The sequence below is a fragment of the Vibrio plantisponsor genome (assembly GCF_013041605.1).
GTDB lineage: Bacteria > Pseudomonadota > Gammaproteobacteria > Enterobacterales > Vibrionaceae > Vibrio > Vibrio plantisponsor.
This window is the reverse complement of the sequence record NZ_JABEQC010000004.1, coordinates 94,104-118,869: the sequence shown is the minus strand read 5'-3', so window position 1 is coordinate 118,869 and position 24,766 is coordinate 94,104. Positions and strand designations below refer to the sequence as shown.

General features: G+C 43.6%; 20 protein-coding genes. 12 read left to right on the top strand and 8 right to left on the bottom strand.

Translation table 11 applies throughout. From position 1 onward, the window contains the following. Window positions 1–90: 90 nt before the first annotated feature. A complete protein-coding gene (locus HKI82_RS07400; RefSeq protein WP_390632379.1) occupies window positions 91–708 on the bottom strand; it encodes an OmpA family protein in 618 nt (205 codons plus the stop codon). 2 nt (window positions 709–710) lie between these two features. Further along, window positions 711–2,051, bottom strand: coding sequence for a TolC family outer membrane protein (locus HKI82_RS07395; protein WP_102941759.1), 1,341 nt, complete (start codon window positions 2,049–2,051; stop codon window positions 711–713). A 321-nt stretch (window positions 2,052–2,372) separates the two neighbouring features. On the opposite strand from HKI82_RS07395, the gene HKI82_RS07390 reads away from it, so the two are divergent. From HKI82_RS07390 to nspC, 4 genes are all read left to right on the top strand, one after another. Then, window positions 2,373–4,952 carry a cadherin repeat domain-containing protein gene (locus tag HKI82_RS07390; protein ID WP_171137634.1) on the top strand — a complete coding sequence of 860 codons (2,580 nt, stop codon included), beginning with the start codon at window positions 2,373–2,375 and terminating at the stop codon, window positions 4,950–4,952. A 544-nt stretch (window positions 4,953–5,496) separates the two neighbouring features. Further along, a complete protein-coding gene (locus HKI82_RS07385; protein WP_171137633.1) occupies window positions 5,497–8,382 on the top strand; it encodes a pyridoxal phosphate-dependent class III aminotransferase in 2,886 nt (961 codons plus the stop codon). A gap of 13 nt (window positions 8,383–8,395) precedes the next feature. Beyond that, window positions 8,396–9,640, top strand: coding sequence for a carboxynorspermidine synthase (locus HKI82_RS07380; RefSeq protein ID WP_102942449.1), 1,245 nt, complete (start codon window positions 8,396–8,398; stop codon window positions 9,638–9,640). 127 nt (window positions 9,641–9,767) lie between these two features. Further along, the gene (gene nspC / locus HKI82_RS07375; RefSeq protein ID WP_102953069.1) at window positions 9,768–10,901 is read left to right on the top strand and encodes a carboxynorspermidine decarboxylase; all 1,134 of its coding nucleotides are present in this window, start codon (window positions 9,768–9,770) and stop codon (window positions 10,899–10,901) included. 101 nt (window positions 10,902–11,002) lie between these two features. Here the strand turns inward: nspC and HKI82_RS07370 are convergent, their stop codons facing one another. Continuing rightward, window positions 11,003–11,515: a glycine cleavage system transcriptional repressor gene (locus tag HKI82_RS07370; protein WP_171137632.1), complete on the bottom strand. Its 513-nt coding sequence runs from the start codon at window positions 11,513–11,515 to the stop codon at window positions 11,003–11,005. 329 nt (window positions 11,516–11,844) lie between these two features. On the opposite strand from HKI82_RS07370, the gene HKI82_RS07365 reads away from it, so the two are divergent. The 6 genes from HKI82_RS07365 (at window position 11,845) to gntR (ending at window position 17,977) form a co-directional block, all read left to right on the top strand. Then, window positions 11,845–12,861: a TRAP transporter substrate-binding protein gene (locus tag HKI82_RS07365; RefSeq protein ID WP_171137631.1), complete on the top strand. Its 1,017-nt coding sequence runs from the start codon at window positions 11,845–11,847 to the stop codon at window positions 12,859–12,861. Window positions 12,862–12,927: 66 nt separating this feature from the next. Next, on the top strand, window positions 12,928–13,485 hold the full coding sequence (locus HKI82_RS07360) for a TRAP transporter small permease subunit (protein WP_102942453.1): 558 nt from the start codon (window positions 12,928–12,930) through the stop codon (window positions 13,483–13,485). Next, window positions 13,478–14,794: a TRAP transporter large permease gene (locus tag HKI82_RS07355; RefSeq protein WP_102942454.1), complete on the top strand. Its 1,317-nt coding sequence runs from the start codon at window positions 13,478–13,480 to the stop codon at window positions 14,792–14,794. Before HKI82_RS07360 ends, HKI82_RS07355 begins: the two co-directional genes overlap by 8 nt. Before the next feature lie 66 nt (window positions 14,795–14,860). Next, entirely contained in the window at window positions 14,861–15,367 is a 507-nt protein-coding gene (locus HKI82_RS07350) for a gluconokinase (protein ID WP_171137630.1), read from the top strand. Between the two features lie 14 nt (window positions 15,368–15,381). After that, entirely contained in the window at window positions 15,382–16,851 is a 1,470-nt protein-coding gene (gene gndA, locus HKI82_RS07345; protein ID WP_171137722.1) for an NADP-dependent phosphogluconate dehydrogenase, read from the top strand. Between the two features lie 124 nt (window positions 16,852–16,975). After that, window positions 16,976–17,977 (top strand): gluconate operon transcriptional repressor GntR, encoded by a 1,002-nt coding sequence (gene gntR / locus HKI82_RS07340; protein ID WP_102942456.1) that lies wholly within the window; start codon window positions 16,976–16,978, stop codon window positions 17,975–17,977. Window positions 17,978–18,016: 39 nt separating this feature from the next. Here gntR and HKI82_RS07335 read toward each other — a convergent pair whose 3' ends face one another. After that, window positions 18,017–18,952: a DUF3943 domain-containing protein gene (locus HKI82_RS07335; protein ID WP_373863244.1), complete on the bottom strand. Its 936-nt coding sequence runs from the start codon at window positions 18,950–18,952 to the stop codon at window positions 18,017–18,019. Window positions 18,953–19,093: 141 nt separating this feature from the next. On the opposite strand from HKI82_RS07335, the gene HKI82_RS07330 reads away from it, so the two are divergent. After that, window positions 19,094–20,332, top strand: a complete 1,239-nt coding sequence (locus HKI82_RS07330) for a CinA family nicotinamide mononucleotide deamidase-related protein (protein WP_112403983.1) — start codon at window positions 19,094–19,096, stop codon at window positions 20,330–20,332. 26 nt (window positions 20,333–20,358) lie between these two features. Here the strand turns inward: HKI82_RS07330 and HKI82_RS07325 are convergent, their stop codons facing one another. Then, the gene (locus tag HKI82_RS07325; protein WP_171137629.1) at window positions 20,359–20,496 is read right to left on the bottom strand and encodes a hypothetical protein; all 138 of its coding nucleotides are present in this window, start codon (window positions 20,494–20,496) and stop codon (window positions 20,359–20,361) included. A 74-nt stretch (window positions 20,497–20,570) separates the two neighbouring features. On the opposite strand from HKI82_RS07325, the gene HKI82_RS07320 reads away from it, so the two are divergent. Continuing rightward, complete coding sequence (locus tag HKI82_RS07320; protein ID WP_042487736.1) at window positions 20,571–20,831, top strand: hypothetical protein; 261 nt, start codon at window positions 20,571–20,573, stop codon at window positions 20,829–20,831. Between the two features lie 46 nt (window positions 20,832–20,877). Here the strand turns inward: HKI82_RS07320 and yfaE are convergent, their stop codons facing one another. From yfaE to nrdA, 3 genes are all read right to left on the bottom strand, one after another. Further along, on the bottom strand, window positions 20,878–21,156 hold the full coding sequence (gene yfaE / locus HKI82_RS07315) for a class I ribonucleotide reductase maintenance protein YfaE (RefSeq protein ID WP_042487733.1): 279 nt from the start codon (window positions 21,154–21,156) through the stop codon (window positions 20,878–20,880). Next, window positions 21,156–22,289 (bottom strand): class Ia ribonucleoside-diphosphate reductase subunit beta, encoded by a 1,134-nt coding sequence (gene nrdB / locus HKI82_RS07310; protein WP_102942459.1) that lies wholly within the window; start codon window positions 22,287–22,289, stop codon window positions 21,156–21,158. Before nrdB ends, yfaE begins: the two co-directional genes overlap by 1 nt. Window positions 22,290–22,362: 73 nt before the next feature. Beyond that, window positions 22,363–24,645: a class 1a ribonucleoside-diphosphate reductase subunit alpha gene (gene nrdA / locus HKI82_RS07305; protein ID WP_102942460.1), complete on the bottom strand. Its 2,283-nt coding sequence runs from the start codon at window positions 24,643–24,645 to the stop codon at window positions 22,363–22,365. Window positions 24,646–24,766 lie beyond the last annotated feature (121 nt).

Here is a 24,766-nt window from a genome sequence, read left to right as displayed (position 1 = left end):
ATATAGAAAGCCCCTCGACATTAAGTCTGAGGGGCTTTTTGTTTGTCTCTAAACGAGTCTAGTTACTAAGTTGCCAGAATGATAATGGCCCTAGCGCTTTTGTAGAGTTGAAAAAATGGTCCACTCCTCGACGACTTTTTCTGTCAGGCCAACTACAGTAGCCGTCACTTTTCGGTTTACTGCATGTGCTGCAGGGTCATCGCCTTGGTCTTCTAAACGACTTTCACCATATCCAACGATTCTGACTCGGTCAGAGCTGATATCATAGGAAAGCAGTTTTTTCTCGACGGCTTCTGCCCGTTTCTTAGATAGCTCTAAATTGTATTCATCGGTACCGACTTTACTGGTGTAACCTTGAATCTCAATCGATGCAGATTTATATATCTTCAAGAAATCAGCCATGGTTTGAATCTGGCTGGCAAAAACAGGGTTGATTTCATAAGAGTCGTTGGCAAACAGAATACGCAATTGACGTTGATCTTGTGCGCGTCTTACTTCACCACAACCATCATTATCGACTTCAGATCCTGAGGGCGTTCCCGGACAAATATCGCGACCATTGACCACACCATCTTGGTCATCATCTTGCAAATCGGCAATTTGGTTGGCAGTGGGTGTCGCCATGTATTCGTACTCTTCAGCACTATAAACCGATGTCGATAGGGTAAGGCTAGCGAGTATTGCGAGTGACAGAATGTTCTTCTTCATATTTAATACTCCACTTCCTTGGTCCATTCTTCAGGAACATCAACCAAAAGCGCGTCTATCAATACGCCCGTCGCGTTCATAACACGATATTTGGCATACTGTTCAGCATAGTGAGCATCGAGGTACTCTTTACGAGCTTCAAACAGCTCGTTTTCGGTGTTCAATAAGTCTAGTAAGGTTCGTTGACCAATACCGTATTGCTTTTCGTACGCAATCACCGTTTGTGCTGCTGAGTCTACGTGGTCAGCTAGGAAGTTTTTCTGTTGGAGCGTTAAATCCAACGCACTCCAAGATAACCGGAGGCTCTCTTCGATTTGTCGATAAGCACTGTCTCGTAAATCTTTCGCTTTGTTTAACTGATAAGCAGAGCTTTCACTGCGGTCACTATCACTACCACCGTTATAAAGGTTGTATCTCATGCGCAGCATAGCAACGGTTTCATCCGCGCCACCTTCATAACCGCCAGCGTCGTCTCGCCATGTTTGGCGAGCTTCAACGGAGAAAGTCGGATAATAAGGAGCTTTAGACTGTTTGTATTGGAAACGCGCAGCGTCAACATCCGTTTTCGCAATCTTGATTACTGGGTGTTTATCAAATGCCTCAACTAATGCATCAGTGAGCGACAATGGGATCTTAGACACATCCGCACGAGGATAAATCAAGCCGAGAGGTTCTTGTCCCACTAAGCGGCGAAACTGGGTATGAGTATCAAAAAGGTTGTTCTGAGCCGCAAGCAGGTTGCCTTGTGCTTTGGCAATACGTGCTTCTACTTGAGTTAAATCTGCCGTTGAGCCTACACCTGAATCGACTCGCTTCTTGATGTCGCGGTAAATGTCGATGTGAACCGCTAGATTACTTTCTGACAGTGCAAGAATTTCTGTTGCTTTCACTGCGTTTAAATAGACGTCGGTTACCTGTAGCGCCAAGTTCGATGCATCATCTAATAGTTGTAATCTTGTGGATTCGGCTTCGGCGGCCGTTCTGTCCATATCGTTGAGTGTACCATTACCATCCCATAACAATTGATTTAGGATGATGCTGGCTTCTTTTCGGGTGAGGTCGGTATCTTCTCGTCCACTTGTTGCTGCAGGACGAATGCCTTCATAACCAATACCTGCATCTAAGTCGATAGTAGGAAGGTACTTACCACCAGATGCTTTGCTGTCATTCACCGTACTGACGTATTGATTGTAGCTAGCCTTGATATCAGGGTTGTTTGAAAAAGCGATTGCGACTGCTTGCTCGAGTGTTTGTGCGTGAGCAGAGGCGGAAGCTAGTATCAAACATCCTGTTAAGAATGAAAGTTTCCGTTTCACTATGAAGCTCCTTAAGTATGGAATCATCTCTTACTCGACCATTGAGATACTTCATTTTGTAAGTGGCGAGCGTCCAAAGGTCATGCCTTAGTTTATGCAAGCTTAGTTTATAAAATAGGATTTTGTGAGTTTAGTTCAAGAAAGTACCAATGATAATTTTCCTTATATATTGAAACCTTAGTTGATATTTGATTCTTCACTCTACTAAATGAGTTGAATGTGCAATTAGCACTTACTAATGTTAAAGCATGAAAAACTGCTTACGCAGTGGCGTGTGAACACCTGAGAACAAGCAAAATTTAGACAGGGTGCTCATACGTGTTATCTACGCTCATAGGGAATAGGCTCATGAATGCACGTACACTCAGCCAGTTTATGTTAGCCAACATAACTTTGGTCATTGATAGGCAAGGTCAAATTCGAGAACTTACCGCTGGTGCTCAACCTGCTCCCGGTGAGGTTGTCATGACGGTTAGTGATGATGCTAACCCGCAAGTTCAGGCTCAGTTGATTCAAGCGAATGATCAGCAGACTCCGCTCAATATTGATGATGAAGTTGCTCAAATTCTTGCTCAATTGGAGCAGGGTGTTGACCCAACACTAAATCCAGACCAAGCAACCGCAGCAGGTGGAGCCAATGGTTCCAGCCCAACCGATACGGGCACAATTGATATGACGCTTGCTGAGGTACTCGCTCAAACCGCATTTGATACTCATGGTCTTCAAGATCCTGGGCTTTCTCAGACACAAAGTTTGGCAATTGACCTAGTTATAGCCCAAGCTCTTGCACCTATCGACCCTGTGGTAAATGTTGTGCCATTAGTTGAGGATGAGTCTCCTGTGTTTGTCTCAACAGGAGATGAAGGTGAGGGCTCAGAGACACCTCAACCAGTTGATGATTATGAGTTCTTTTATAACGAAATGAGCTCCACAGACGATGTTATAGGTACAGTTTCAGCAGTTGACCCAGAAGGGGAGGCAGTTACCTACAGTATTGTAACGAATGTTTATGGTGCCGACGATACTGAGAAAGCGTACCCCTATTTTGTTATTGATAATGACGGAAATATAAGGCTGACGACTGAAGGAGCGGCTGCGTTTACCAACGATTATGAAGCAATAAGTAATGTTCATAACCTTGTAGTGAGAGCGACGGAGGTCGACGAGCAAGGAGATGGAGACGTTGAAAATTACACTGATATTAATGTGACATTAAACGAAGTTGATGTTGATGAAGTTCCAGTGTTTGTCTCAACAGGAGATGAAGGTGAGGGCTCAGAGACACCTCAACCAGTTGATGATTATGAGTTCTTTTATAACGAAATGAGCTCCACAGACGATGTTATAGGTACAGTTTCAGCAGTTGACCCAGAAGGGGAGGCAGTTACCTACAGTATTGTAACGAATGTTTATGGTGCCGACGATACTGAGAAAGCGTACCCCTATTTTGTTATTGATAATGACGGAAATATAAGGCTGACGACTGAAGGAGCGGCTGCGTTTACCAACGATTATGAAGCAATAAGTAATGTTCATAACCTTGTAGTGAGAGCGACGGAGGTCGACGAGCAAGGAGATGGAGACGTTGAAAATTACACTGATATTAATGTGACATTAAATGAAATAAATATTAATGAAGCGCCAGTAGCTGAAGACTTTACCGTTACAGTGAGTGATAAAACGGAGGTTTCCATTGTTTTTGATACAACTGTAGGAGCGGATGATGACCATATTTCTGACGCAGAAGTAGATTCTCCTTTAGTTACTCAAGACCTCTATGTGGTAATAACTGACCTTCCAGATTTAGGAGAGTTGAGGTATTACACTTCTGAAACTACGTTTATCGTACTAGATGAATCTTACTTATATGACATTAATGATGATTTAGGTACTGTGGATAGCTTTAAGCTCCTAAATCCAGACAATATTAAATATGTACAAGATGACAACGAAGAGTTCCACTTAAGTTCAAATAAGTGGAGTTTATCCGACACCAATAATAATCCGTGCATAATCAAACTAGATAATGGAGCACAAATCACGGTATCTGCTTGGGACGTAAATGGTCAAAGCGGTAATGTTGTTTACCCTGATCTGGATTATTTTCAAGGAGTAAATGATAACCAAGGTACGGGGATTGGTACCGAGGGTGGTGGTGGAATGAATGTAGGTGAGACACTTCATATTGATTTAAGTGAGAATCCACTTACATCTATTAACTTTATCTTGGATGGTGTGAACCCTGCTTACGTAAATGCTAAACCAGTTACAGTCACGTATGAATTACTTAATGGTACGCTAGATGATAATAACGGACAAGGGTATGGCTATTTTGATGAGGGTGAATATATTGTTAGCGATACAGATAATCCTGTTGTTGGTGTTTACTTTACTTCAGCGGTGAGTAATTACGTTTTAGGCGATTTAACTGGAGAGCAATTGATAACTTCTGAAGATAGTTTCAAATACATGGCGGTTGATTCAGAATTAGCAATGAGCGAAGTGGCTACGGTTACTTTAGATATTAATCAACAAGTATTCCCTGACCAGCAAGGTATCGTTACCGCTGAGACTGGTAGTGAAACATTATATGGGAATGATGAGGCCAATATCTTCACTTGGCTTGATTCCGCTTTAGATAACAGTGTTGACACAGTTAAAAACTTTACTGTAGGTACTGACTCGATTGAGATAGGTTCAATATTGACTGATGAGTCTACTGGGCAAGATATTGCTCAACTCCTTGCAAACGAAGACATTGTAGTATCAACAGGCGATAATGATGTGGTCCTAACTGTTACTCATGATGCTGGTGAGCAAAGCATTGTAATTGAAAATCTTGATTTAACTGCATATGAGGTCGGCGGAAGTTTTGATGCAGCAGCTTTCTTGAATGATGTATTAAAAACCACCGACACCACTTCATAGTTAATATTAGCGTTTCAAAGCCCTTGCTAAGCAGGGGCTTTTCTTTATCTCGAATTCAGTACCAATTATTTGCTCAATATTATGTGTTTGATTTGTAATAAAGAGCATTATTTTTACATGATTTCATATTGCAAAAAGCCACCGTTTTATGTTAATTTCCGCCCCAATCTCAGACAGAGTTTCTGGGGGATACGCGTAATGACCATTCAGGCTGATTGTGACATTACGTAGGGTAGGTATCAGTAAGTCCTTTTACTGATAGACGGGATACTCTTGCTGTGGGAACAGCATGTGAATGGGATACCCAACATTGATTTCATTTAAACTACAACCACGAATCAGCTTTGTACTTCCAGAATGCCCTGTTTATCAAGACAGCAGCATTACAGAACCTTGAACCTCTGATTTAGTTAATCGTCATCAATCTGATGACACGTATTCCGTATTTGCTTAATGCATTCGGAATTTTTTGCTATTTGTCATTTCTCTCTTTTACTGACGTACGGGAAATGAACGGAAATTTTTATTTTTCAAGGTGATGAAGATGAGTACAGCCTTTGAAGTCGATAACACTATCGCAACCATTATGTCTAACCAAATTCCAGTACTAGACGGATTGTATGATCTGACTCCGGATGAAGTGTTGCTTGACCAAGCTGCGCATGAATCAGAAGTTCGTTCTTACCCACGTCGATTACCTATCGCTATTAAACAAGCTTATGGTTGTTTAGTAGAAGATACACGTGGCCAAATCTTCCTAGATTGTTTGGCGGGTGCGGGTACTCTGGCTTTAGGTTACAACCACCCAGAGATTAACCAAGCGCTTAAGCAACAGCTTGATTCTGGTTTGCCATATCAAACACTGGATATCCCAACAAAATCTAAAACTGACTTTATTAAAGCAGTAAAAGGTTTTCTTCCTTCTGAACTTGGTGACAACTGTGTTGTTCAGTTCTGTGGTCCATCTGGTGCGGACGCTGTTGAAGCGGCGATTAAGCTTGCTAAACAAACAACAGGCCGTAATACCATGTTTGCGTTCCGTGGTGCTTACCATGGTATGACTAACGGTACTATGGGCATGATGGGTAACCTGAACACCAAAGCTCGTCGTACTGGTTTGATGTCAGATGTTCACTTTATGCCTTTCCCATACAGCCTACGTTGTCCGTTTGGCCTAGGTGGCGAAGAAGGTGCGAAAGCGAGCATTCGTTACATTGAACGTCTTCTTAACGATGACGAAGCAGGTATCATGAAGCCTGCTGCGATTATCGTAGAGCCTGTTCAAGGTGAAGGCGGTGTTATCCCTGCTCCTGCACATTTCCTACGTGAACTACGTCGTATCTGTGATGAGCACGGCATTCTACTGATCTTTGATGAGATCCAATGTGGTGTAGGTAAATCTGGCTACAACTTCGCGTTTGAAGAAGCGGGAATTATTCCAGACGTACTATGTCTATCTAAAGCGATTGGTGGTGGTCTGCCAATGGCGATTCTGGTTATTAACAAGAAGTTTGATACATGGAAACCAGGTGAACACACCGGTACTTTCCGTGGTAACCAGCTAGCTATGGTGTCAGGTGCTAAAGCACTGGAAATCATCACTCGTGATAACCTTGTAGAGCACGCAAACATTGCGGGTCAATATCTACGCATGGGGTTAGAGAAAATCCAAAGCCGCGTAAACTGTGTTGCAGAAGTACGTGGTAAAGGTTTGATGCTAGGTCTTGAAATTCAAGATCCAAGCGGCGAGCTAAACAAGTTCGGTGAGCCAAAATCTGCACCGCAACTAACACTCGCTATTCAACGTGCGGCTCTTGAGCGTGGTTTGATGGTAGAGAAAGGTGGTCGTGACGGTTCGGTTATTCGTTTCCTTCCTCCATTGATTATCTCTTTCGAGCAAATCGACTTCGCACTACGTACGCTAGAAGAAGCAATTCTTGCTGCTGGTGGCGGTCATAAAGACCCAGAGCCAAGCAACCAAGAGTGGAAGAAGCACTTCATCCACACTGGTTCAATGGGCAGCGCAGAATTTGCACGTGTAATGAACCACACAACTGCTGCAATGAAAGCAGTATTTGCAGAAGTGAACGCACCATATTCTGGTATGAATCCAAAAGCATTGGAAGAAGCCATTTATGCGGTAGATCTTGATAACAAGAACGCGTCACTAAAAGAAGTGATTTCAGACACTGCAGAGCTAGTGGTTAAGAACTCAATTATGGTTCAACACCCAGACTGTATTGCTCACTTACACACTCCACCATTGATGCCATCTGTTGTTGCTGAAACGATTATTGGTTCTCTAAATCAATCAATGGATTCATGGGACCAATCTTCTGCAGCGACATTCGTTGAGCAGAAAGTTGTTGATTGGATGTGTGAGAAGTACGAGCTAGGCGCTAAAGCTGACGGTATCGTAACGAGCGGTGGTACGCAAAGTAACCAGATGGGTCTAATGTTGGCTCGTGACTGGATTGCGGACAAACTAAGCGGTCACTCTATCCAGAAGCTAGGTCTACCTGATTACGCAGACAAGCTACGTATTATTTGTTCTAAGAAGTCACACTTCACAGTACAAAAATCAGCATCTTGGATGGGTCTTGGTGAGAAAGCGATTCTTGCTGTAGACGCGCTTCCAAACGGCACTATGGATGTAACAAAACTAGAAGCTGCGGTTGAACAAGCTAAAGCTGAAGGTTTGATTCCATTTGCAGTTGTAGGTACTGCGGGTACGACTGACCACGGTGCTATCGATGATTTAGCTACGATTGCTGATGTTGCAGAGAAACACGACCTATGGATGCACGTAGACGGTGCATACGGCGGTGCGTTGATTCTAAGCAGCCACAAAGATCGTTTGAAAGGCGTAGAACGTGCACAGTCAGTAAGCGTAGATTTCCACAAATTGTTCTTCCAAACAATCAGCTGTGGTGCGCTACTTCTAAAAGATAAAAACAACTTCAAGTACCTGCTTCACCATGCAGACTACTTGAACCGTGAGCATGACACTCTGCCAAACTTGGTTGATAAGTCTATCTCTACGACAAAACGCTTTGATGCCTTGAAAGTGTTTATGACGATGCAAAACGTCGGTCCTAAACAACTAGGCGCAATGTACGACCATTTGTTAGACCAAACTCTACAAGTGGCTGATTTGGTTCGTCAGCATAAAGCCTTCGAGCTTTTGGCTGAACCATCTTTGTCTACCGTGTTATTCCGCGCGGTAGACAGCCAAGCGAAAGATTTCGATGAGCTTAATAAAGCAGTTCGAATGGAAGCGCTGGTACGTGGTATCGCAGTACTAGGCGAGACCATTGTGGATGGCAAAACTGCCTTGAAATTCACAATCTTGAACCCATGCTTGAAGATTTCGGACTTCGAATCTCTACTGGCTAAAATTGAAACTCTAGCGTCAGAGCTAGCGAAATAAAGGTAACGGATAAATGTCAATTCTACAGATTGGTGCGGGCGGTGTTGGTTGGGTTGTCGCGCATAAAGCAGCTCAAAACAACGACGTGCTGGGTGATATTACCATTGCTTCTCGTTCTATCGGGAAGTGTGAGAAGATCATTGAATCGATTAAGGGTAAAAATAACTTAAAAGATTCTACTAAGAAGCTAGAAGCTCGTGCAGTTAACGCTAGTGATGTTGATTCATTGGTGGCGTTGATTGAAGAAGTTAAGCCTGATTTAGTGATTAACGCTGGTCCTCCATGGGTCAATGTTCCAATTATGGAAGCGTGTTATCAGGCAAAAGTATCTTACTTAGATACATCGGTGGCTGTTGACCTTTGCTCTGAAGGTCAGCAAGTACCAGAAGCTTATGATCCGCAATGGGCTTTCCGCGAAAAGTTCAAACAAGCAGGCATCACAGGCATTCTTGGCGCTGGTTTCGATCCGGGTGTTGTTAGTGTGTTTGCTGCTTACGCGGCGAAGCATCTGTTCGATGAAATCGACACTATCGACGTTATGGACATCAACGCGGGTGATCACGGTAAGAAGTTCGCAACCAACTTCGACCCAGAAACGAACATGCTTGAAATCCAAGGTGATTCTTTCTACTGGGAAGAGGGTGAGTGGAAAACTGTTCCTTGTCATACTCGTATGCTGGAATTTGATTTTCCAAAATGTGGTCCGTTCAAAGTGTACTCAATGGCACACGATGAAGTTCGTTCTTTAAAAGAATTCATTCCTGCAAAACGCATTGAATTCTGGATGGGTTTCGGTGACCGCTACTTGAACTACTTCAACTGCATGCGTGACATTGGTTTGCTAAGCCCTGAACCATTAACTCTGCAAGACGGTACAGTTGTACAACCTCTGCAAGTTCTGAAGGCCATGCTACCAGACCCAACCTCTTTGGCTCCGGGCTACACAGGTTTAACCTGTATCGGTACTTGGGTTCAAGGTAAGAAGAATGGTGAACAACGCAGTGTATTTATCTACAACAATGCAGACCACGAAGTGGCTTACAAAGATGTAGAGCACCAAGCGATTGCGTACACTACTGGTGTTCCTGCGATTACTGCTGCATTGCAATTCTTCCGTGGCGAATGGGCTGATTCAGGCGTGTTCAACATGGAGCAGCTAAATCCGGATCCGTTCCTAGAAACTATGCCATCTATTGGTCTGGACTGGGAGGTTCTTGAACTTCAACCAGCTCAGCCAGAGATTCATATCCTTAAATAATCCACCTCTTATGAGAGGGTAGATGGATAGTTAATAGTTGAAGACAGCCGTCACTCAGGTGATGGCTGTTTTTTCCATTTTGCGATTGATGAAGTGTTGCTTAGGCAACACGCAGGAAATAAACAAGATGCAAAAGAGTGAATTGAAAACTCCTTACTTTATGATTGACGAGTCAAAGCTGATCGCCAATCTGGAAATTGCAAAACGTCTGAAAGAGATTTCGGGTGTAAAACTGGTACTGGCGCTGAAGTGTTTCTCAACTTGGGGCGTTTTCGACATTATTAAGCCTTACCTAGATGGCACAACCAGTTCTGGCCCATTTGAAGTGAAACTTGGCTATGAAACTTTTGGCGGTGAAACTCACGCATACAGCGTAGGTTACAGCGAAGATGACGTTAAAGAAGTGGCAGACATCTGTGACAAGATGATCTTCAACTCACAGTCTCAACTTTCTGCGTACCGTCATCTTGTTGAAGGTAAAGCGTCAATCGGTTTGCGTCTTAACCCAGGTGTTAGCTACGCAGGTCAAGACCTTGCTAACCCAGCACGTAAGTTCTCTCGCCTAGGTGTTCAGGCTGATCACATTGATGGTTCGGTATTCGATACGATCAATGGTGTGATGTTCCATATGAACTGTGAAAACAAAGATGTGGATGCTTTCATCGGCCTGCTGGATGCCATTTCAGAGCGTTTTGGTGAATACCTAAACAAACTGGATTGGGTGAGCATGGGCGGTGGCGTATTCTTTACATGGCCGGGTTACGATGTAGAAAAACTCGGTCTAGCGCTTAAAGCATTCTCTGAAAAACACGGCGTGCAACTATACCTAGAGCCGGGCGAAGCGGTAATCACTAAGACCACTGACCTTGTAGTCACCGTTGTTGATATCGTCGAAAACGGCATGAAGACAGCGATTGTTGACTCTGCGACCGAAGCACACCGTCTAGATACACTTATCTACAATGAGCCTGCTTCAGTACTGGAAGCCAGTGAATCTGGCGAACATGAATACGTGATTGGTTCTTGTTCATGTCTGGCCGGTGACCAATTCTGTATCGCTAAGTTTGATCAGCCACTGCAAATTGGTCAGAAGCTTCATATCTTGGACAGTGCCGGCTACACCATGGTCAAACTAAACTGGTTCAATGGCTTGAAGATGCCTTCTGTTTACTGTGAGCGCAGTAACGGCGACATTCAAAAGCTGAACGAATTTGGCTACCAAGACTTCAAACGTTCGCTTTCTCAATGGTCTGTTAAATAAGACTTATCGAGTAATAAAAAACCACCCATTTCTTAAGAGAAAGGGTGGTCTTTTATGCAGCTTCGTTTTATAAGTCAGCTAATCTTGTTATTCAAATCAGTTTATGACTCAACGATAACACGAGTATCTTCGCTTAAAGATTCCAGTTCGCTGACCACATCATTCAATTGACGTTCAACAGGCAAACGCACAGCTAAGTTTGCTGTAAATAAGCTAGAGCTTACGCCACCACCGCCGGCGATAAACACGCGTTGGCAATCCATATCCAGAATCTGCACATCTTGTTCATCAAGAACGTGGGTTATCTCGTTAACCACTCCGTAGCGGTCGTTAGAATCAATACGAAGTTGGTAGATTTTATCTTCGAGCTGAACGTGCTCTTCAACATCAACGATTTTTACCAGTAGATCGGGCGTGGCATAAAATGCTTCTTTAACAACGTCCGCGTGTTCTTCTGGTATTTCAATTTTGATAACAGCAGCAACTTGGTCTTCAATAAAATTCACTTTGCTAATGAGCCACTTACCACTTTTTTCATTTGTCGCAGCGGCCAAAGATTTGATTGTTGAGGGTGTTGCTTTTCCTACGAAACTTACAATAAAGGTACAAGTCATATACGGCCTCCGAACATCATTACAAAATCAGTTTTCTATTTGAGTTTAGGCGTTATATGTGTTCGAGACTTGACCAAGGTCAATTTTTTGATGTCGCGATATTCTAATAATTTCATTTATTTAACCCTCTGCACATTTGTTCAGGCCATTTCCCACAGAACCTGTTAATGGCTCTCTTATAAAAATAAGTAGTTTGTTAATTAATGTTTAAATCCTGTGATCACCCGCATAGACTTTTAGTAACAGTTACCGGTAACATAACGTCTCAAGGTTACCGGTAACATAAAAATATAATCCGGTATTTACGTGAAGCAAATAAGGATAGACAAATGAAAGCTATGACGAGAACGCTTATCGCTACTGCTGTGACGGGCCTAGTGTCCATGTCAGCGATGGCGGCTGATTTCAAACTGAAAATTCAGTCTTCAGATCCATCGGGTGACCGCAACTTCCAAATTCAGCAAGTATGGGCTGATAACGTTGAAAAAATGTCTGGTGGACGTATCGACATTGACTTGTTACCTGTTGGTGCAGTGGTAAAACATACAGAGACTCTAAGCTCAATCAAAATGGGTATTCTTGATGGCCACGTAACTGCTACTGAGTTCTTCTCTGGTCAAGATCCAGCATTCGGCCTACTAGGTAACATGGTTGGCGCTTGGTCTGACACGACTCAACTTCTTCAATACATGAACTACGGCGGTGGTAACGAGCTTCTTACTGAGCTTTACAAACCTTACGGCGTTAAATTTATTGGTGCATCGACGACGGGTGTTGAATCTCTCGTTTCTAAAAAGCCGCTTGATAGCGTTGCTGATCTGAAAGGTTTGAAACTACGTGCTCCAGAAGGTCTGGTTCAACAAGTTTTTGCAGCAGCAGGTGCAACTCCAGTTAACCTACCAGGTTCAGAAGTATTCACGGGTCTAAGCAAAGGCGTTATTGATGCAGCGGACTACACCGTATTCTCTACAAACCATAAAGCGGGTATGAACGATGTAGCCGCTCATCCAGTTCAACCTGGTTTCCACTCTCTACCGTTGATCGATATTTCTATTAGTCAAAAGAAATGGGACAAGATGCCTGAAGATTTACAACAAATCCTTAAGACATCTGTACGTGATTTCTCTTACGACATTACAACACAGCTAAAAATTGCTGACCAAGCGGCAGTAAAAGAAGCGAATGCGAATCCAAACATCACGATTCACAACTGGTCTGATGAAGAGCGCAAGAAGTTCCGTTCTATCGCTCGTGAACAATGGAAAGTATTTGCTGAGCGTTCACCAAACGCACAAAAAGTTTACGAATCAGTAACTACGTTCCTAGAGAAGAACGACCTACTGTAATCGAAGTACTTCCTTTATTTAGAGAGGGTGTTTCGGCCCTCTCTCATTTCATTAAAAGAGTTCGTTATGAGCGAGAATAAGCTACAGGCTACATCACATCTTGATGATCAGCCAAAGAATGCATTAGACCGAGCAATCATACGTATCGGAAACACCCTTAGCTTACTGTTTCTTTTGACTGTTGCGATTTCTTTCTACGAAGTTGTTATGCGCTACGCTTTTGACGCACCAACGACGTGGGTACATGAAACGGCAGCCTTTATCGGCGGATGTTTGTTTGTATTCGGTGGTGTGTATGCAATGGCTTCGAACAAACACGTTCGAGTGGTTCTTATTTACGACAATGTTTCAAAGCGCGCTAAACACTATCTCAATATGGTTCACCATATTGTTGGTTTGGCGTTCGCACTAATGATGGCTTACGCCTCATATATCACGGTAGAAAGCGCATGGTTTGCACCATGGGGAGAGATGCGTTTAGAGACATCTGGTTCAGCTTTTAACCCGCCTTATCCTGCGCTGCTTAAAGCGGTTATTTTTATCACTTTGGTCATTTTGGTAGTGCAGTTTGTTCTGCATATGATTCAAGAGATTCAAGCCTTAAGGAATAAACACGATGTTTGATTTATCTTCTATTGGTATTGAATGGGGCAGCTTGCTGATGCTGGTCATGATGATCGGCTTATTGCTGACCGGTATGCAGCTTGCGTTTGTTACCTGTTTTGTCGCTATCGTATTTACTCTAGGCTGGTTTGGTGTTGACGCGATTCCTTTGGTCACCAGCCGTATGTACAGCTTTGCATCTGACTATATTTTCTTAGCCATTCCGATGTTCGTATTAATGGCAGCTATGCTGGATCGCTCGGGTATCGCGAAAGATCTGTTTGACGCAATGAAGTCTGTAGGGCGTAAAGTTCGCGGCGGTGTTGCCGTTCAAACTCTATTGGTAGCGGTCTTGCTGGCATCAATGTCTGGCGTTATCGGTGGTGAAACTGTTCTGTTAGGTATTTTGGCACTACCGCAGATGCTTCGCTTGGGATATGACCGCAAGCTTGCTATTGGTACAACGTGTGCGGGTGGCGCGCTAGGTACTATGCTTCCGCCAAGTATCGTGCTTATCATCTACGGTATGACCGCAAGTGTATCGATTGGCGATCTGTTTAAAGCGGCATTTATCCCTGCATTTATTCTGGCGGCTTGTTATATCGCTTATGTATTGATTCGTTGTTATATCAATCCTGCTCTGGCACCTGATTTTAGTGATGAAGACTTAGAAGACGACAATAAGCCAAGCTACTTCAAAGCACTTTTCTTCCCGCTGTTATCAGTGGCAGTGGTTCTCGGCAGTATTTATACCGGTGTTGCTTCTGTAACTGAAGCTTCAGCTCTAGGTGTTGTCGGTATCATGATCAGCGCGGTAATCCGTAAAGAAATGAGCTGGAAGATGCTGCAAGAGAGTGCGATGGCGACAATGCGCACGTGCGGGATGATCATCTGGATTGGTATCGGTGCGAGTGCTCTGGTTGGGATTTACAACCTGATGGGCGGTATCGATTTCGTTGAAGAAACCATTCTTACGCTTTCTGGCGGCAGCGCTTTCGCAACACTGTTCATTATGATGGTGATTCTACTCGTACTAGGTATGTTCTTGGACTGGGTGGGTGTTGCACTGTTAACCATGCCAATTTTCGTACCTATTATCACGAATCTAGGATTTGACCCGATTTGGTTTGGTGTCGTGTTCTGTCTGAACATGCAGGTTTCTTTCTTATCACCACCATTTGGTCCGGCGGCATTCTATCTTAAATCGGTAGCGCCAAAAGAAATCAGTTTAGGCGAGATATTCCAGTCACTGATTCCATTTATCTTTATGCAAATTTTTGTTCTGGGTTTGGTCATTGCTTTCCCACAGCTCGCTATGTGGTGGAAATAAAAGCAATCCATTTTATTGAATTTAGTAAGGCGGCTACGGTGAGAGTAGTCTAGGGAAGAGTGTTCAATGAACCCAAAGAAAATATTGGTCATGGGCGTTTCAGGTTGCGGTAAGAGCTCGGTTGGCAGCGCTATCGCAAAGGCATTGAACCTGAAATTCTTTGATGGTGATGACTACCACTCTGAACAGAGTGTAGAAAAGATGAGACAAGGGATTCCTCTTACTGATGAAGACCGTATTGGTTGGCTGCAACGTTTGAATAGCCTTTTTTTAGAGCATGAGTCTACGGTGATCGCTTGTTCTGCTTTGAAACCCGAATACAGAGACATTCTGCGTAACAACAATCAGGACTTAGCTATTGTCTATTTGCAAGGTGACTACGACACGATTTGGGCTCGTTTATCACAGCGCGCAAATCACTACTTCCACGGCGAGAAGATGTTGAAAAGTCAGTTTGATACTTTGATTGAACCAGAAGCTGACGAAGCCATTTTTGTTGATGTTTCATCCTCTATGGAAGAGGTGTTAGAGCAGGCGCTTCAAGGGCTTCACAACAAAGGAGAAAGCGCTTGAGTTATCAGATTGCTATGGTTGGATTAGGTGTAATGGGTAAGAGTCTTGCGCTTAATCTGGTTGACCACGGGTTTTCAGTGGTGGGTTTTGACTTAAGCCAAAGCCACTGCTTACGAGCAGATAAAGAAGCTCAAGAGCTCTCCATAAATCCAAACAAAGGACAGTTCAAAATAGCGCAGAACTTTAAGGATTTGCTCTCTTGCTTGGTAACACCAAGAGTGATTGCCTTATCGGTTCCTGCCGGAGAAATCGTTGACCAAGTCATCGAGCAACTGTTGCAAAATGGTTTAGAAGCGCAAGACATTGTTATTGATACTGGCAACAGTTTGTGGACCGACTCTGAACGTAGAGAAGAGGTGTTTGCTGGTCGTCTGCGATTCTTCAGTACTGCTGTTTCTGGTGGTGAACAAGGTGCACGACACGGCCCATCTTTAATGGCAAGTGGTGATCCTGTCGCATGGAAGCACGTTGAACCTATGTGGACTGCAATTGCCGCTAAAGTCGATGCGAACGGTTTATCCATCGATTCTCATCAGTCAGGCGAGGCATGTGCTGCATATTTAGGTCCGGCTGGGGCAGGGCATTACGTGAAGATGGTGCACAACGGCATTGAATACGCCGATATGCAAATTATCTGTGAAGCGTATCAGTACATGCGCCAAGTTTTGCAGATATCAGCTACCGAAATTGGTGAAGTGTTTACGGTTTGGAATCAAGGTGTACTTAACAGCTATCTGATGGAAATCAGTGCCGACATACTCAAGCAACACGATCCAAGAACGGGCAATTCGTTGGTGGATATGATTCTGGATGTCGCGGAGCAAAAAGGTACTGGGCTGTGGACAGCGGTCAATGCGTTGCAGATGGGAAGCCCTGCGACAACGATCGCTCACGCTGTATTTGCCCGAGCATTAAGCGCTAATAAAGGACGTCGAGTAAAAGCCTCTTCCTTATTGCCTTCAGTGAAGCAAACTTGCTTAGAAGACAAGACACAGGCTCTGAAAGCACTAGAAGATGGTTTGTATTGCGCGAAATTAGTCACTTATGCCCAAGGTTTTGACTTACTCAAGAGTAAATCAGAGCTTGAGGGCTGGCAGCTCAATTTCTCAGACATTGCGAAAATATGGCGTTCTGGCTGCATTATCCGTGCGGCATTCTTGCAAAACATTTCTGCTGTATATGAGCAAAATTCTGAACTCGAACATCTGCTATTTGCTGAAGATTTCATTGAGCAGCTTTCCAAGCGTGTATTGGGATGGAGAACGTGCAGTGCTCAGGCAATATTATCCGGTGTTGCTATGCCAGCGATGACATCGGCATTGAACTACTACGATGCTTTGTCGAGCTCACAATCTCCGGCTAATTTGCTTCAAGCGCAGCGAGACTACTTCGGAGCACATACTTATGCGAGGGTGGATGAGCCGTCTATGGATAAGTTTCATTTGCTTTGGGAAAGTGAAACTCGATTAGAAATTAAACGTTAATCAATAAGCGCCCGTTATGTGGGCGCTTTTTGATAGCGGAGTCAAATAAATAAGTGTGATTAAACCTATTTCTCTATTGAGCTCTTGAGTACAATGTTACCAGTAACAAAGAGAATAATTATTTATGGTTAGTAAGAAAAAACGCCCGACGCTTCAGGATGTAGCGAATTTAGTCGGAGTGACCAAAATGACAGTCAGTCGCTGTCTACGTGACCCCAATTCTGTATCTCCTGCGGTACAAGAGAAAGTACTCGCAGCTGTCGAGGAGCTGGGTTATATCCCCAACCGTGCTCCTGATATCTTGTCTAATGCGAAGAGCCATGCGATTGGTGTTCTTGTTCCGTCTTTAACTAACCAAGTTTTTGCGGAAGTTATTCGAGGTATTGAGCAGGTAACTGGGCCTGCAGGCTACCAAACCATGCTTGCGCACTATGGCTATAGCTCTGAGCTGGAAGAGCAGAGTGTTGCTTCATTACTCTCCTATAACGTGGACGCTATTATCCTTTCTGAAAATGTTCACACAGAACGGGTAAAAAAAATGCTGCAAACTGCGTCTATTCCGGTGGTAGAAATTATGGATTCTATCTCGCCGAGAATTGAACAAGCCGTGGGTTTTGACAACTTTGCAGCCGCGAAAGATATGACAAAAGCAATGTTGGCAAAAGGGTGCAAACAGATTGTCTATTTAGCCGCTCGAATGGATGAACGTACCCGTCAAAAAATGTCTGGTTTTAATCAAGCGATGAGTGAAGCTGGCTTAGAACCATTGGCTTTGCAAACGGAAGCAGCGTCGTCGTTCACTCTGGGTGCAAAGTTATTGGGTGATGCAATTGAAAAATATCCCAAGGTTGATGGCATATTTTGTACCAACGATGACTTAGCGATTGGTGCGTTTTATGAGTGTGTAAGGCGAAAAATCTCTGTTCCAAACCAAATTTCAATCGCAGGTTTTCATGGGCACGATATTAGTCAGGCTATGACACCAAGGTTAGCTACAGTTGTGACACCACGTGAAAAAATCGGTCAGATAGCGGCGAGAGAGATAATGAATCGACTCAATGGCGAAAAGGAATACCAAGAGTGTATTGATCTTGGCTACCGAATTGAGTTGGGAGAGAGCATTTAAAAGCGCCAACACAGCGCTTTTAAAAGTCACAAACTGAAATTAGAACGTCACTTTAAAGTTCAAAGAGTAGAATTGATCGTCGTAAGGTACGCCTGAACTTAGCGCAAAGTTAGCAGCATCGCTGTTACCATACCAAGGGTCCGTTTGCAGCTGAAGTTCGGCTGAACCACCCCAAGCATTGCTCACCCAGCCGTGAATATGACCAACAGGGTTTAAGAAAAACAAGCTGATGTCTCCCATTGTCTCAGAGCCCAACACTTCACCGCCATTGGCAACGATCTCTTGCTCTGTCTCGAACATGATCTCACCTACAACCGCACCAAAGAATGGTGTGATGAAAAGGTCTTGATAGGACGGCACTTCTGCAAACGCTTCTACACCGTATTCCCAGAAGAATGCAGACATAGTGAACGAATACAAGAAAGACTGAAATTCGTTATAACCAGCATGACGCGCTGCAGTGTAGTACACGCCGCCAAAATAGGGGTGCATGATGTAGTTTAGGTAGTGTTCATCTCTGTCCCATACTGGACCTGATGAGACATTGTCTTTCCATTTCTTGCCTAAGCCGCTAAGGTTACGATCTTCTTCATCCCATTTAGTGACAGATTCAGGAAGAAGTGTCATAAGTGCAACGGTCGCAACACTCAAACCTAGAATGGTATAGGTTTGCTGTCTTAGGTATTCAGCGTCTTTTTCGCTAGATACCGTCAGATAACGAGGAAGTGGCTGATCAATCTGCAAGTCTTGCTGTTCAGACAGACTCATTGAAAACGGAGAAGGTGCCTGATAGGAAAGCGGAGAATTAAAAGCACATAAAGAACCAGCACAGTTTACTGAGTATTCAAGTTCAAGAGGTTGTTGGTCAAAGTACGTGCTTGCATTTGCACAAGCTGACATTGATAACGTGAGGGCTGTGATGGTTTTCTTTAGCACAAAAGGCTCCAAGGCACTGTTTTTAATGATCACTGTCACAATTATCCATTAAAGTCTTGAACATGGAAACATCAAATTGCACATAAACGGAAAACTTCTGGAGAAATAGCACATTCCAGAAGATATAGTGAATGTTATATAACCGAGTATAGGTTAGGTAAATATATTAAAGGTAAGAATATGCTCAAAGTTGCAATGTTAAGCACTGGCGAGGAAGTGTTGCATGGAGACATCGTCGATACCAATGCAGCTTGGCTGTCGCGAGAGTTTTTCCAAAATGGTTTTGCGTTAAATAAACGCTCAACGGTCGGAGATGCAAAAACGTCGTTAGTCGAAGAGCTATTAATGCTGAGCTTCAACGCAGATGTAGTAGTCGTAAACGGCGGTCTGGGACCAACGACTGATGATCTAAGCTCGGAATGTGCAGCGCTAGCCGCAGAGCAGGAGCTTAAACTATTTCCTGAATGGTTAGAGAAACTCGAAGCGTTTTTTGCTCAACGTAAAATCAAAATGCCGGAAAGCAACATTAAACAAGCCATGTTGCCTGAAAAAGCGATCATCCTTGATAACCCAATTGGCACAGCCTGCGGGTTTAAGGTTCAAATTAATGACTGCTGGTTCTACTTCACTCCGGGTGTACCAAAAGAGTTTAAGCTCATGGTCAGTGAACAGATATTGCCGGATCTGAAAAAGCAGTATCCACAACAGGCTGGTTTAGAGTGTAGTCGTCTCTATACATTTGGCACGACGGAGTCGGGCATATCCGACAAGTTGGATAAACTTCACCTTCCTCAAGGATACGTGCTTGGTTACCGCTCTTATTTGCCGTTTATTGAAGTGAAGTTGTTTGGCCCACGTAATGACTTAGATATGCGGGTAAAGCTGCTACAAATGATTTACGCGCATTTAGAGCAGCATGTTGTGAGTGTTGATGAGCCGATGCTTGAACATATTGGTCATCTTATGGCTGAGAAAGGGATGTCGCTTGCTTTGGCAGAGCAGTCAACCAAAGGTTGGTTATCCAACTGGCTTTTGAGTAACGCTGAAATTGAGAAGCTTAGCGGACACAGCTGGATTCTCAGCCATAAAACGGATGAAGGTTTAGGGCATCAGGATCCGTTAGCTGCTTCTTTTGCCTTGGCGGCAGCGACAAAAGAGAAGTGCGCGACCGACCTTTCCCTAGTGACGGGTATGCTCAATGATGATCACTTCACAGTCTCTCTGTCGGCTCCGCAAGGGGAGTGGGGGCAAACAGTGAAGTTCAACCGCGCTTATGCATCTGGTGAACAGAAGCAAATCATAGGTACTATTGCCGCTGATATGTTACGTCGTTACTTAGAAGGTAAACCTATTCTCACTAAGTACAGTTCAGTGACGACGGTTAAAGATATGTATCTCCCAAGTAGCGTTTTGGGTTGATTTTCACACCCTTAATCCTTGCTAGTTTAGTTTTCCGCATGATGAATGGTAATAAGCTGATGAATAATTGGCTTATTACCGAAATCGACATTCTCTCCTTTCTTATGCGTAATTTGTCTAAGATCTAACCCGATGATTTTAAGAGAGGTAAAAATTCGTCTCACAAATGAGTCCAAAATTTCTCAATTTTGTTTGTAAACTGAAAATTCGTCGCTGTGACTTCGGCAGGAGGCTGGATATGTTTTCACAATCAAAAATCTTAGTGTGGTACGAAATTGCAAGCCAAAAAGTAGTGTTAGGAGAAGCACTTACCGGTAGTGGTGAGGATCATGATGTTGTTTCACTTTGGCGTCATGCGCCAGTCGACAACAACAATTCAAGCTATCCTGGCTATCGCTTGTCTTTGTATGATGATGGCGGTAGGGAAATCGGTCATAAATCCGTTTCTATGGGAACGGCAGATGAGATTCTATTTGGAATGAATAAAGCCAGAGCTTAGCTCTGGCTTCAATTTATCTCTGCTGGGACGAGTGAGTAACGTCTTATTATGCTCGTTTCGCTTTAGGCTGATAATTCACATCGGATAGTTCAACTGGCGTTTTTGCTTTACATATGCAAGGCAATATTTCATTGCTTTGTGTATACGCCATTGCAAAACCAACATATTCGACTTCGCCGGAGAGAAGCGTGCAACGACACGCTCCACAATGGCCATCACGGCAGTTGTATTCCGGTTCTAACCCAGCTTGCTCCATGGTTTCGAGCAAGGTGTTTGAAGGGTTAGATTCAATAGTGATTATTTTGTTGATTTTGACCGTTGCCATTACAGCTCAAAGCCCTCGAAATCGTCTGCGCCAACTTCGTTATCGATCTGACCAACGAGGTATGAGCTGATTTCTGCTTCCTGTGGTGCAACTTGAACGTTATCAGACGACAACCATGCGTTGATCCATGGGATAGGGTTGCTGGTTGCATGTGGATACGCAGCATCAAGACCTACGGCTTGCATACGGATGTTCGTGATGTACTCAACGTATTGAGAAAGAATATCTTTGTTCAGACCAATCATAGAACCGTCTTTAAACAGATATTCGGACCACTCTTTTTCTTGCTCAGCCGCTTCTTTGAATAAGTCAAAACACTCTTGTTTGCACTCTTCAGCGATTTGTAGGAACTCAAAATCATCCATACCGTTACGAAGCAGGTTGATCATGTGCTGAGTACCGGTCAGGTGCAGCGCTTCATCACGAGCGATAAGCTTGATGATTTTCGCGTTACCTTCCATGAGCTCACGCTCTGCGAAAGCAAATGAACAAGCAAAACTTACATAGAAACGAATCGCTTCTAGCGCGTTTACAGACATCAAACAGAGGTAAAGCTGTTTCTTCAGAGCAGATAGGCTTACTTTGATTGTCTCACCATTAACCGTGTGTGTACCTTCGCCGTAACGGTGGTAATCGTTAGTTAACTGAATAAGATTGTCATAGTAATGCGCGATATCTTTCGCACGTTTAATGATGTGTTCATTTTCGACGATATCGTCAAATACAACCGCAGGATCATTAACGATGTTACGGATGATGTGCGTGTAAGAACGAGAGTGAATCGTTTCTGAGAACGACCAAGTTTCAATCCACGTTTCCAATTCTGGCAGTGAAACCAGTGGAAGTAGGGCAACGTTAGGGCTGCGGCCTTGGATTGAATCAAGCAGCGTTTGATATTTCAAGTTCGAGATGAAAATGTGCTTTTCATGATCAGGTAACTTGTTGTAATCGATACGGTCACTTGAAACGTCAACTTCTTCAGGACGCCAGAAGAACGAAAGTTGCTTTTCGATCAGTTTTTCAAAAATGTCGTATTTTTGTTGGTCATAGCGAGCTACGTTAACTGGTTGACCAAGAAACATTGGTTCTTTAAGTTGGTTATTCTTTTTCTGAGTAAAAGTACTGTAAGCCATTTGCTGTCATCCATTTTGCCCTTTGCCTTTGTCAAAGGGCATTCAAATCAGTTAAAAATTCGAGTCAATCAGATTAGATCTTACAACCGCCACCTGCGCAGTCGTCATCTTGTGGCTGCACCACGTCTTTTTGCTCGTCTTTCGCACCATCACGAGTGTTATGGTAGTACAGCGTCTTCACACCAAACTTGTATGCAGTCAGAAGATCCTGAAGCAGTTTCTTCATTGGCACTTTGCCAGACTCAAACTTGCTTGGGTCGTAGTTGGTGTTCGCTGAAATCGCTTGGTCAACGAACTTCTGCATAATGCCAACTAGGTGTAAATAACCATCGTTAGAACCGATGTTCCAAAGCAACTCGTAGTTTTCTTTGTATTTTAGGAACTCTGGTACAACTTGCTTCAAAATGCCGTCTTTCGATGCTTTAACTGATACGTAACCACGAGGTGGTTCGATACCGTTAGTCGCATTCGAAATCTGAGAAGATGTCTCAGAAGGCATTAGCGCTGTCAGAGTTGAGTTACGTAGACCGTGCTCCATGATTTCTGCACGTAGCGCGTCCCAATCGTAATGAAGTTCTTCATCACAGATTTTATCTAGATCGCGTTTGTACGTGTCGATTGGTAGCAAGCCCTTCGCGTAATTTGTTTCGTCAAATAGAGGACACTTACCGTGTTCTTTCGCAAGCTGTACAGAAGCTTTGAGCAAGTAGTATTGCATTGCTTCAAAAGTACGGTGCGTCAGAGCATTCGCGCTGCCATCTGAGTATTTAACGCCGTTTTTCGCTAGGTAGTATGCGTAGTTAATTACACCTACGCCAAGCGTACGACGATTCATCGTTGACTTATAAGCCGCTGGTAGTGGGTAGTCTTGATAATCTAATAGAGCATCAAGCGCACGAACCACAAGGTCAGACAACTCTTCAAAATCGTCTAGATTTTCAATCGAACCTAGGTTGAATGCAGACAGAGTACAAAGTGCAATTTCACCATTGTCATCTTCAACGTTAGTTAAAGGTTTGGTTGGCAGTGCAATTTCCAAACATAGGTTTGATTGACGCACAGGCGCCACAGCTGCATCAAATGGACTGTGAGTATTACAGTGGTCGACGTTCTGAATGTAAATACGACCTGTTGAAGCACGTTCTTGCATTAGCAGCGTGAACATTTCAAGAGCTTTAACCGTTGTCTTCTTAATCGAAGCATCGTTCTCGTACTTCACATATAGACGCTCAAATTCGTCTTGATCTTGGAAGAACGCATCGTAAAGTCCAGGTACGTCAGAAGGTGAGAACAGAGTAATGTTTCCGCCTTCCACTAAACGTTGGTACATCAGTTTGTTGAGCTGAACACCGTAGTCCATGTGACGAACACGGTTTTCTTCAACGCCACGGTTGTTCTTAAGAACTAGTAGCGACTGAGCTTCACCGTGCCATAGAGGGTAAAACACCGTTGCTGCGCCACCACGAACACCACCTTGAGAACAACATTTCACTGCTGTTTGGAAGTATTTGTAGAATGGAATACAACCTGTGTGGAACGCTTCACCACCACGGATTTCTGAGCCCAATGCACGAATACGACCAGCATTGATACCAATACCTGCACGTTGAGAAACGTAACGAACAATTGAGCTCGCTGTCGCGTTAATAGAATCTAGGCTGTCACCACACTCAATCAGAACACATGAACTGAACTGACGAGTAGGAGTACGTACACCAGACATAATTGGTGTAGGTAGAGAAATCTTGAATGTTGACGTCGCATCATAGAAACGCTTGATGTAATCCAAACGTGTGTCTTTTGGATATTTCGCAAACAAACATGCCGCTACAAGAATGTAAAGGAACTGAGCACTCTCATAAATTTGACCTGTCACGCGGTTTTGTACGAAGTACTTACCTTCAAGCTGTTTTACCGCAGCATAAGAGAAGTTTAGGTCACGACGGTGATCGATAAAGCTATCAAGCTTGATGAAATCTTCACGCGTGTAATCTTCCATTAGGTGCTTGTCATATTTGCCTTTTTCCACCATAGACGAAACGTGGTCTAACAGTGTTGGTGGCTCATATTGACCATAAGCTTTTTTACGTAGATGGAATACCGCTAATCGAGCAGCCAAATATTGGTAATCTGGACTCTCTTCAGAGATCAGGTCAGCTGCTGATTTAATAATCGTTTCATGGATGTCTGACGTGGTAATGCCATCGTAGAACTGGATGTGAGCACGAAGTTCCACTTGTGATACAGAGACATTTTGTAGGCCTTCAGCAGCCCATGTGATCACTCGGTGGATCTTATCCAGATCAATAGTTTCTTTGCGGCCATCACGCTTTGTGACAGTGAGTTGTTGGTTCATTCTGCTTCATTTCCCTAACAAAACTGATTAAAACCGTTTTTTTATGTAATTCTTGTAAAATTATTAACGGTTTTGTGATTATGCTCTTCCTATATGTAGTGGCCTAGACACTACATATAGG

Coding starts and splice junctions, on each gene's coding strand:
- HKI82_RS07400 (WP_390632379.1), bottom strand. CDS start 708: ATGAAGAAGAACATTCTGTCACTCGCAATACTCGCTAGCCTTACCCTA.
- HKI82_RS07395 (WP_102941759.1), bottom strand. CDS start 2,051: ATGATTCCATACTTAAGGAGCTTCATAGTGAAACGGAAACTTTCATTC.
- HKI82_RS07390 (WP_171137634.1), top strand. CDS start 2,373: ATGAATGCACGTACACTCAGCCAGTTTATGTTAGCCAACATAACTTTG.
- HKI82_RS07385 (WP_171137633.1), top strand. CDS start 5,497: ATGAGTACAGCCTTTGAAGTCGATAACACTATCGCAACCATTATGTCT.
- HKI82_RS07380 (WP_102942449.1), top strand. CDS start 8,396: ATGTCAATTCTACAGATTGGTGCGGGCGGTGTTGGTTGGGTTGTCGCG.
- nspC (WP_102953069.1), top strand. CDS start 9,768: ATGCAAAAGAGTGAATTGAAAACTCCTTACTTTATGATTGACGAGTCA.
- HKI82_RS07370 (WP_171137632.1), bottom strand. CDS start 11,515: ATGACTTGTACCTTTATTGTAAGTTTCGTAGGAAAAGCAACACCCTCA.
- HKI82_RS07365 (WP_171137631.1), top strand. CDS start 11,845: ATGAAAGCTATGACGAGAACGCTTATCGCTACTGCTGTGACGGGCCTA.
- HKI82_RS07360 (WP_102942453.1), top strand. CDS start 12,928: ATGAGCGAGAATAAGCTACAGGCTACATCACATCTTGATGATCAGCCA.
- HKI82_RS07355 (WP_102942454.1), top strand. CDS start 13,478: ATGTTTGATTTATCTTCTATTGGTATTGAATGGGGCAGCTTGCTGATG.
- HKI82_RS07350 (WP_171137630.1), top strand. CDS start 14,861: ATGAACCCAAAGAAAATATTGGTCATGGGCGTTTCAGGTTGCGGTAAG.
- gndA (WP_171137722.1), top strand. CDS start 15,382: ATGGTTGGATTAGGTGTAATGGGTAAGAGTCTTGCGCTTAATCTGGTT.
- gntR (WP_102942456.1), top strand. CDS start 16,976: ATGGTTAGTAAGAAAAAACGCCCGACGCTTCAGGATGTAGCGAATTTA.
- HKI82_RS07330 (WP_112403983.1), top strand. CDS start 19,094: ATGCTCAAAGTTGCAATGTTAAGCACTGGCGAGGAAGTGTTGCATGGA.
- HKI82_RS07320 (WP_042487736.1), top strand. CDS start 20,571: ATGTTTTCACAATCAAAAATCTTAGTGTGGTACGAAATTGCAAGCCAA.
- yfaE (WP_042487733.1), bottom strand. CDS start 21,156: ATGGCAACGGTCAAAATCAACAAAATAATCACTATTGAATCTAACCCT.
- nrdB (WP_102942459.1), bottom strand. CDS start 22,289: ATGGCTTACAGTACTTTTACTCAGAAAAAGAATAACCAACTTAAAGAA.
- nrdA (WP_102942460.1), bottom strand. CDS start 24,645: ATGAACCAACAACTCACTGTCACAAAGCGTGATGGCCGCAAAGAAACT.